The 8186-nt window shown below is 75.7% G+C and carries 5 protein-coding genes and 1 pseudogene; 2 read left to right on the top strand and 4 right to left on the bottom strand.

What is annotated here, in order from left to right; genetic code table 11:
- Window positions 1–35 precede the first annotated feature (35 nt).
- From ABWI04_RS40570 to ABWI04_RS40585, 4 genes are all read right to left on the bottom strand, one after another.
- Window positions 36–2639, bottom strand: a complete 2604-nt coding sequence (locus ABWI04_RS40570; RefSeq protein ID WP_353835731.1) for a coiled-coil domain-containing protein — start codon at window positions 2637–2639, stop codon at window positions 36–38.
- Window positions 2640–2721: 82 nt separating this feature from the next.
- A complete protein-coding gene (locus ABWI04_RS40575; protein ID WP_353835732.1) occupies window positions 2722–3768 on the bottom strand; it encodes a cation diffusion facilitator family transporter in 1047 nt (348 codons plus the stop codon).
- Window positions 3769–3842: 74 nt separating this feature from the next.
- Window positions 3843–4859: a hemolysin family protein gene (locus tag ABWI04_RS40580; protein ID WP_345171431.1), complete on the bottom strand. Its 1017-nt coding sequence runs from the start codon at window positions 4857–4859 to the stop codon at window positions 3843–3845.
- Window positions 4847–6196, bottom strand: coding sequence for a hemolysin family protein (locus ABWI04_RS40585; RefSeq protein ID WP_353835733.1), 1350 nt, complete (start codon window positions 6194–6196; stop codon window positions 4847–4849). Before ABWI04_RS40585 ends, ABWI04_RS40580 begins: the two co-directional genes overlap by 13 nt.
- A 343-nt stretch (window positions 6197–6539) precedes the next feature.
- Here ABWI04_RS40585 and ABWI04_RS40590 point away from each other — a divergent pair, with 343 nt between their 5' ends.
- Window positions 6540–7754 carry a hypothetical protein gene (locus ABWI04_RS40590; protein WP_345171427.1) on the top strand — a complete coding sequence of 405 codons (1215 nt, stop codon included), beginning with the start codon at window positions 6540–6542 and terminating at the stop codon, window positions 7752–7754.
- Window positions 7751–8186, top strand: a pseudogene (locus ABWI04_RS40595) (hypothetical protein); the annotation flags it as partial. The gene ABWI04_RS40590 and the pseudogene ABWI04_RS40595, both read left to right, overlap by 4 nt.

Below are 8186 nucleotides of genomic sequence, written 5' to 3' on the forward strand. Positions count from 1 at the left end.
GCACTGCAGGGTCGGCTAGGCAACGCTCCCTCCACTCAGGCGGGACACCCGGAATTTTGCGCTCGGTGGCCGCTGCACGGACCTGTGGATCTGGGCGCGATGGCGGCCTCCGCGTCCGACCGGGCCCGCGCCGCCGCCGCCAGCGCCTCCTCGCGGGACGTCCGCGCGGCGTTCGCCCGCTCCTCGATCGCCTGCGCGACCTGGTGCGCCGCGCGCGCCCGCAGGCCCGCCTCGGTGGCCCGCTCGACCGCCTCCGACGCCCGCAGGGCCTGCTCCTGGTGCTCGGCGCCGACCTTCTCCCGCTCCGTCGCGAGCCAGGCCAGCTCGGTCCCGAGCCGCTCCTGGGCCTCCTGCGCGGCCTTCAGCCGCGCCCCGCCCTCGGACACGAACGACGCCAGCCCGCGCCGCACCCGCTCCGCGTGCTCCGCCGCCTCCTTGGCCTCCCGCGCCCGCGTCGCCGCCTCGTCCGCCTCCCGCGTCCGGGCCTTGACCTCGGCGCGCAGGCCGCGCAGCTCCGACGGCGGCGACGCCACGTGCAGCCGCTGCCCGAGCGTCATCTTGCGGCGCAGCGCCGACAGCGCCGACTCCGCCGACACCAGCCGGTAGTACGCGGCGTGGCCCTCCGCCGCGGCGTCCGCGTCGGCCGCCGCCAGCCGGTGCGCCTCCTCCGCCGCGCCGGGCAGCGCCTCCCGCGCCCGCGCCAGCTCCTCGGTGAGGGACGCCTCCGCCTGCCGCGCCCCCTGCAACTCCGACTGCGCGGTCTTGGCCCGCTCGTCGATCTGGACGCAGCGCGCGTAGGTGGCGTCGGCCGTCCGCGTCAGCGCGGCCGCCTCGGCGCCCGCCTCGTCCGCGGTCCTCTTCAGCCGGTCCGCCTCCGCCCGCGGCCCCGCCAGCTCCGCCTCGGCCTCCTCCTGGACGCCGGAGAGCCGCTCCGCCTCGGCGTCGGCGCCGGCCGCCGCCTCCTCAGCGGCGGCCGCCGCGTCCCGGGCGTCCTCGATCGCGCGGGCCAGGTCCGCCTTCTCCGCCTCCAGCTGCTCGGCCGCCCGCAGGTTCTCCGCCTGGACGGACTGGAGCGCCGCCGCGTCGCGCGGCCACTGCTCCAGCGACATCAGCCCGCGCTGAAGCATCCGCGCCTCGGTCTGCCACGACAGCCGCCAGGCCTCTCCGACCGGACGGAGCGCCGCCGACCGCACCCGCGCCTCCGGCGCCGACGGGCCCTCCTCGGGCTCCACCGGCTCCACGGCGTCCTCGGGCGGCAGCGTGGGCAGGGGCTCCGCCCTGGTCACGACGGCCTCAGGCTCCGGGAGCGCGTCGCCCACGGGCCTGAACTCGACCGTCCCGTTGGACCCCGGCTCCCGCAGCGGCGGCGGCGCTTCGGCGGGCGGCTCCTCGGCCGGCCGCTCCTCGACGGGGGGCAGCGCCTGCGTCCGCACCGACCGCGCCTCCGCCGTCTCCGGCCGCGTCTCGATCAGCAGCGAGAAGACATCGGGGTCGTCCTCCACGGCGCGCAGCAGCTCGGCGGCCCGCTCCGGAGTGGGGGCGATCAGCAGGGCCCGGCCGTCCGCCTCCGTGAGCTCCTTGACCGCGTCCCGGACGACCCGGGTCTCGCCGCCCTCGTCCGCCTGGACGAGCCGCAGCCCCTCCGCGCCTTCCAGCGTCGCGGGCGCGACGAGGAACCGGGCGAGCACGTCCCACTCCCCCGCGACCCGACCGTCCCGCAGCGCTCGGAGAGCCGCGATGTGCGGCGCCCACCCCACCGGCGGGACGTCCTCGGGCACCTCCCGCAGCCGCGCGTCGAGCCCCTCGTAGAACTCGCTCAGCGGCCCGTAGACGCTCTCGACCAGCTCACGCCAGCCCCCGTCGCCCGTCTCCGTCCCCAACGGGGGCGTCGGCTCGCCGACCTCGATCGGCACGGTCCCCAACGCCGCCCGCGGATCGATCCCCTCGCCCGCGACCGGTTCGGGGGAGGCGATGCCGCTCGCAGCGTCCTCCGACGGAACGTCCTGCCCCGCCTCCGTGCTCTCGGCGACCACCGCGTCCGTTGTTGCATGGTCCTCTGCCGGCGGTGGTGCCTCGGGAAGTTCGGGGTGCGCTTCGCCGAAGGCCGGCTCGGCGTTGACGTCATCGGGCGGCTGCGCGTCCATGACCGGCTCCGGAACGGCTGCGCCGGACGCGGGCTCGACGTCCTCTGGCAGGACGTGCCGTGCCGGGGCGACCTCGCCGGCTTCGTCGCCGTCCGCCACCGCGCCGAGGTCGGGCAGATCGACGGCCGTCGTGTCTGCGGCCGGCACGGCACTGGCAGGCGGATCGTCTTCCACCGTCTCCGGAAGGACCACGCCGCCTGCGGGGTCCACGGCTTCCGGTGGGACGGGCTGCGTCGTTCCTGGATCGGCCTGGGCGTCCGCGAACTCGACGTCCGGCTCGGGGGCGGGTGGCGTCGGCGGGGCCTCGGCCGGCGGGAGGGGGGCGGTCTCGGTGGGGGATGGTGTGACGGCCGGGAGGGCCTGGGTGGCCTCGGCGGACGATTCCTGCTCGACCGCGCCCGGCAGGGGGACGGTCGCCGTCGGCAGGTCGGAGTCCGGGACGTAGGGGGGTCCGGTGTTCTCGTCGGGTCCGTTGATTTCCGAAGGCTGGTTCACGACGCCATCCCGTCCCAGATCGATCGTCCGGGGCCTGTATGTTCCCCTTCTGCTCCGGACTAACGTCTCACAGGCAGCCGACTCAGCGGTGACCCGCCAGGGCCGCGTGATGATCTTCACCGGGCCGGGGTTCGGGGTCGGGGTGGACCACCGCGCCGGTGAGGCGGGGGAGGGCGTGCAGGAGGCTGTGCTCGGCGTCCACGGCGATCTGGTGGGCGTGGACGACGGTGGAGGCGGGGTCGACGACCACGTCGCACTCGGCGCGCAGGCTGTGGCCGATCCAGCGGAGGCGGACGTCGCCCACCGCGAGGACGCCGGGCGTGGCGCCGAGGGCGGCTTCGGCCTGGTCGACCAGGGCGGGGTCCACGGCGTCCATCAGGCGGCGCCAGACCTCGCGGGCCGTCTGCCACAGGACGGTCAGGATCGCCGCCGTGATGAGCAGGCCGACGGCCGGGTCGGCCCAGGGGGCGCCCAGGGCGACACCGGCGGCCCCGATGAGGACGGCCAAGGACGCGAAGCCGTCCGTGCGGGCGTGGAGGCCGTCGGCGACGAGCGCGGCGGAGCCGATGCGGCGGCCTACGCGGATGCGGTAGCGCGCCACGAGTTCGTTGCCCAGGAAGCCGACCAGCGCGGCGCCCGCGACGGCGGCCACGTGGTCCACAGGCTGTGGATGGGCCAGGCGGTGGACGGCGGCGTACCCGGCGGCGGCGCAGGACGCGGCGATGGTCAGGACGATGACGACGCCCGCCAGGTCCTCGGCGCGCCCGTACCCGTAGGTGTACCGGCGGGACGGCGGGCGACGGCCGAGGAGGAACGCGACGCCCAGCGGGACGGCCGTCAGCGCGTCGGCGGCGTTGTGGAGCGTGTCGCCCAGCAGCGCCACCGAGCCGGTGAACGCGACCACGGCGGCTTGCAGCGCCGTGGTCGCGCCCAGGGCCGCCAGGGAGATCCACAGGGCGCGCATGCCCTGGGCGCTCGCCTCCATGGCCGAGTCCACCTTGTCGGCCGCCTCGTGCGAGTGCGGGCGCACCAGGTGGGCGAGGCGCCCTTTCCGCGAGTGCCCGTGACCGTGCCCGTGCCCGTGACCGTGCCCGTGACCGTGCCCATGGCCGTGACCCTGTCCGCTCATCCTCCGATGATGGACCGGAAAACCCGTTGCAGCACCTCGACACCTGCGGCGTTGTCGCAGGTACGCGGCCTGCGTCAGTGCGGGTTGGTGGCCAGAAGCTCCGCCAGGAGGTCGTCCAGGGTGACGATTCCGGCGAACTCCTCGCGGTCGTCGTTGACCACGGCGAGCTGGGCACGGCCGCGGCGCATGCGGCTGACCGCGTCCAGCACGGTCGTCCTCGCCGTGAGGACGGGGGCGGGGTGCGCCAGCTCGCCCGCGCGGCGCTCGTCGCCCGGCTCGATGATGGCGGCCCGGACGTGGACGATCCCCGTCATCGCGCCGTTCAGGTCGCGGACCAGCAGGCGGCTGTGGCCGCTGGCCGTGGCGGTCCGGCGGATCTGCGCGGCGGTCGCGTCCGCGTCGATCGTGGTGACGGACGTGGCGGGCACGACGAGGTGCCCGACCGTGGCCTCCCGCGCGGAGATCGCCCGGTGCAGCAGCTCGTGGTCGCGGCGGCCGATGAGGCCGAGGCGGCGGGACTCGCCGACCAGGTGGCTGAGCCGCGCCGGGTCGGTGTGGCTGTCCAGCTCGTCCTTCGGCGTGACGCGGATGAGCCGCAGCAGCGCGTTGGTCACCGCGTTCAGCGCCGACAGGATCGGGCGGGACACCTTCGCGAACGCGCGGAACGGCAGGGCGAGGATCATCGCCGACCGCTCCGGGTGCGCGATCGCCCACGACTTCGGGGCCATCTCGCCGACGACCATGTGCAGGAACGTCACGACGGCGAGCGCGCAGCCGAGCGCGATCGCCTTGGAGCCCGCCTCGGGGACGCCGAGCGCGTGCAGCGGCGGTTCGAGGAAGTGCTCGAACGCGGGCTCGGTGACGATGGCGAGGCCGAGCGAGCACATCGTGATGCCGAACTGCGCGCCGGCGAGCATCAGCGACAGCTCGCGGACGCCCGCGAGGGCGGCCACGGCGGGGCGGCTGCCCTTCGCGGCGGCGCGTTCGAGCTGCGGGCGGTTGGCCGCGACCAGCGCGAACTCGGCGGCGACGAAGAAGCCGTTGCCGAGCAGCAGCGCGACGGTGACCAGCAGCGAGGTCAGCGGGTCCACGCGACCTCCTCCTCGCCGGACGGGACGTCCGCGGGGCGCGCCGCGCGGATCAGGATCTTCTCGGCGACCCGGCGGGCCACGCTCACGACCTCCAGCTCGACGGCGCCGCCGTCCAGTGCGACGGTGAGGCGGTCGCCGGGGCTCGGCAGCCGGCGCAGCTCCGCCATGACCAGCCCGCCGAGGGTGTCGTAGGCGTCGCCCTCGGGCAGGTCGAGGCCGGTGAGGCGGCCGACCTCGTCGATGCGCATGCCGGCGTCGACCACCCAGGACCCGTCCGGCCCGGACGTCGGGGCGTCCTCGGGGCCGTCGGTCTCGTCGGCGATCTCCCCGACGAGCTCCTCGGCGACGTCCTCGAAGGTGAGGATCCCGGCGAGCCCGCCGTACTCGTCCACGACGCAGGCGAACTCCTCGCCGGAGTCGCGCATGTGCTCGATGACGCCGTACAGCGGCTGGCTGCCGGGCACCAGCAGCGCGGGCCGGGCGACGGACCCGACCGGCGTGGACGGGTCGAGCGCGTCGTCGGCGACCTCGCGGACGCCCGCGACGCCGACCACGTCGTCGACCTCCTGCCCGTAGACGGGGTACGCGCTGTGGCCGGTCTCGCGGATCAGCGCGACCAGGTCGGCGAGGGGCGCGGTCGACGGCAGCGCGCGGACGTGCGGGCGCGGCACCATGACCTCGTCGGCCGTGAGGTCGCCGAACGACAGGGCGCGGTCGAGCAGGCCGGACAGGTCGGCGGGCAGGTGCCCGGCGCTGTGCGACTTGCCGATGATGTCGCCGAGCTCCTCCAGCGTCGCGCCGCTGTGCAGCTCCTCGACGGGCTCGACGCCCACGGCGCGCAGCAGCCGCTCCGCCGCGCGGTCGAACAGCCGGATGAGCGGCCCCGCGACCGTCAGGTAGACGAGCGTGGAGGCGGCCAGCACGCGGGCCAGCTGCTCGGCGCGGGCCAGGGCGAGGTTCTTCGGGAACAGCTCGCCGAGGAGCATCTGGATGAGCGTCGCCAGGACGAAGCCGGTGGCGAGGGCGATCGCGCCCGTGGCCCCCTCGGGGATTCCCACCAGGCCCAGCAGCGGCTCGATCAGCTCGGCGAGGGCCGGTTTGGCGATGAAGCCGACGACCAGGGTCGTCATCGTGATGCCGAGCTGCGCGCCCGACAGCATGAACGAGACCCGGCCGATGACCTTGAGGGCCCTGCGGGCGGAGGTGTCGCCGCGTTCGGCGGCCTGCTCCAGGGTCGCGCGGTCGGCGGCGACGTAGGCGAACTCCTGGGCGACGAAGTACCCGGTGGCGGCGGTGAGGACGATCACCGCGAGAACGCCCAGTGCGGCGGTCAGCATGGGGCACCGGGTCTATGACTGGGGTCCGACACCGCGGACTCACCACTCCTCTCGTTAAATGACGTATCTGTCGTAACGTCACCAGGAACAACGAGGTTCCCCCTGCACAGGGTACGGGCACGTGAGGATCGGCGGAGAGCGGCGGTCTCGCGACGCGGACCTGACCCGACGGAAAGCGCCTTGTCTCGGTTAGTGTCACGGATCACACTTGTATGAGAGCGTACGTCCGATAGTGGACCGGTCCGTGCTCCCAGACCGGCTCTGCGGGCATGCTCAGGGGGGACCGGAGAAGACGATCGCGGGGCAGACGTTGGACCAGAGCGGGGCAGGGGCCGCCGCGCCCATGAGCCGTGAAGGCGTCGACCATGCCCTGCGCACGCTGCGGGACGAGCGCGACCGCATCGCCTCGAACCTCCTCGAACTGGAGCGCCACGACGGCGGCCGCCTGCTCAAGGGCGCCCGGCTCACCGGCGAGACGTGGCGGCGCTGGGACGCGGCGCAGGCCCGGCTGGCGACGCTGTGGCGGCTGTTCGACGCCTACCAGCGCGTCCTGGACGCGGCCGGTGAGCTGCGCGAACGGTCGCCGCGGCCGGACCCGGCCACGCTGACGGAGCTGTCCGGCCTGCTGGCGGGCCCGTCGGTCGAGCTGCCCGACGGGCAGATCCCGCTGGAGCACCGGACGCTGCTCGGCCCGCAGGAGCGCCGCATCACGCTGGACGAGGCCGTCGCGATGATGTCGGACGCCTACGAGTTCGTCGCGGGCGAGATCGCCGCCGCCGACGCCGCCTGGTCGGCGCTGCTCCAGCCGCTGGAGGACGCCGAGGAGAGCTGGCGCAGGACGGCCCGGCTGGCGCACTCGCTGGACGGCACCCGGCATCCCGAGCTGGACCGGGTCGGCCGCGAGCTGACCGCGCTCGGCCGGCTCGTCCGCACCGACCCGCTGTCGCTGGTCAGGGACGGCCGCGCCGACACCGCGCGGCTGGACCGCGTCTGCGCCATACTGACCTCGCTCGGCGACGAGCTCGCCGGCGTCGCCAGGATGCGCGAGGACTACGAGGAGCTCGTGGCGCGGGTCGCGGCCCGCGTCGAGGAGGTCGAGGACACGGAGCGGCAGGCCCACGACGCCCACGCGAGCGCCCTCGACAAGATCCACTCCCCGAACCTCCCGGATCCCGCGCGGGGCCTCGGCGCCGCGCTGCGGGACCGGCTCGCCGCCCTCGAACGGCTGCGCGAGGCCGGGCGCTGGGTGGAGATGGCGGGGCGCTTCGCCGAGCTGGAGCACGCCGCCGAGGAGGCGCTGGAACGGGCGCGCGGTGACCTGCGTCTCAGTGCCGGGCTGCTCGACCGGCGGGGCGAGCTCCGGGGGCGCCTGGAGGCGTACCGGGCGAAGGCGGCGCGGCTCGGCCTCGCCGAGGACGAGCGGCTCACCGTGCTGTACGGGGAGGCGCGCGAGGTGCTGTGGACGGCGCCCTGCGATCTGCGCAGGGCGACCGCGGTGCTGGCGGAGTACCAGCGAGCGATCAGGGCGTGCGAGAGCGAGACGGGGACCCGGCGATGAACCGATGCACCCAGCCCGGCTGCACGGGCGAGGTGGAGGCGGACGGATTCTGCGACGTCTGCGGCATGGCTCCCGCCGCCGCGCCGCCCGCGGCGAACTCGTCACCGCAGCAGACGCCTCAGCAGGCGCCCCCGGCGCCCCAGCCGCCGCCCCAGTCCGCGCCCCAGTCCGCGCCTCAGTCGGCGCCCCAATCCGCGCCCCAGTCGGCGTCCCGTCCCGCTGCGGCGTTCAACCCGGCGCACACCGGTCCGGCGCCCATCGGCCCGTCGCCCGCCGGTCCGCCGCAGCCCGCGCGGACGGCGGCGCCGGTGCGGCCCGCCGCGCCCGCGATGCCCGGCTATCCGGGCGCGTACGGTCGCCCTCCCGGCTCGGCTCCGGCCGCCCCCGGCCCGGCGCCGGTGACGACCCCGGCGTCGCCCGCGCCGCCCGCGG

Origin of the sequence: Actinomadura sp. NPDC000929, from assembly GCF_040492065.1 — a bacterium.
GTDB classification, from domain to species: domain Bacteria; phylum Actinomycetota; class Actinomycetes; order Streptosporangiales; family Streptosporangiaceae; genus Spirillospora; species Spirillospora verrucosospora.

Coding starts and splice junctions, on each gene's coding strand:
- ABWI04_RS40585 (WP_353835733.1), bottom strand. CDS start 6,196: ATGCTGACCGCCGCACTGGGCGTTCTCGCGGTGATCGTCCTCACCGCC.
- ABWI04_RS40575 (WP_353835732.1), bottom strand. CDS start 3,768: ATGAGCGGACAGGGTCACGGCCATGGGCACGGTCACGGGCACGGTCAC.
- ABWI04_RS40590 (WP_345171427.1), top strand. CDS start 6,540: ATGAGCCGTGAAGGCGTCGACCATGCCCTGCGCACGCTGCGGGACGAG.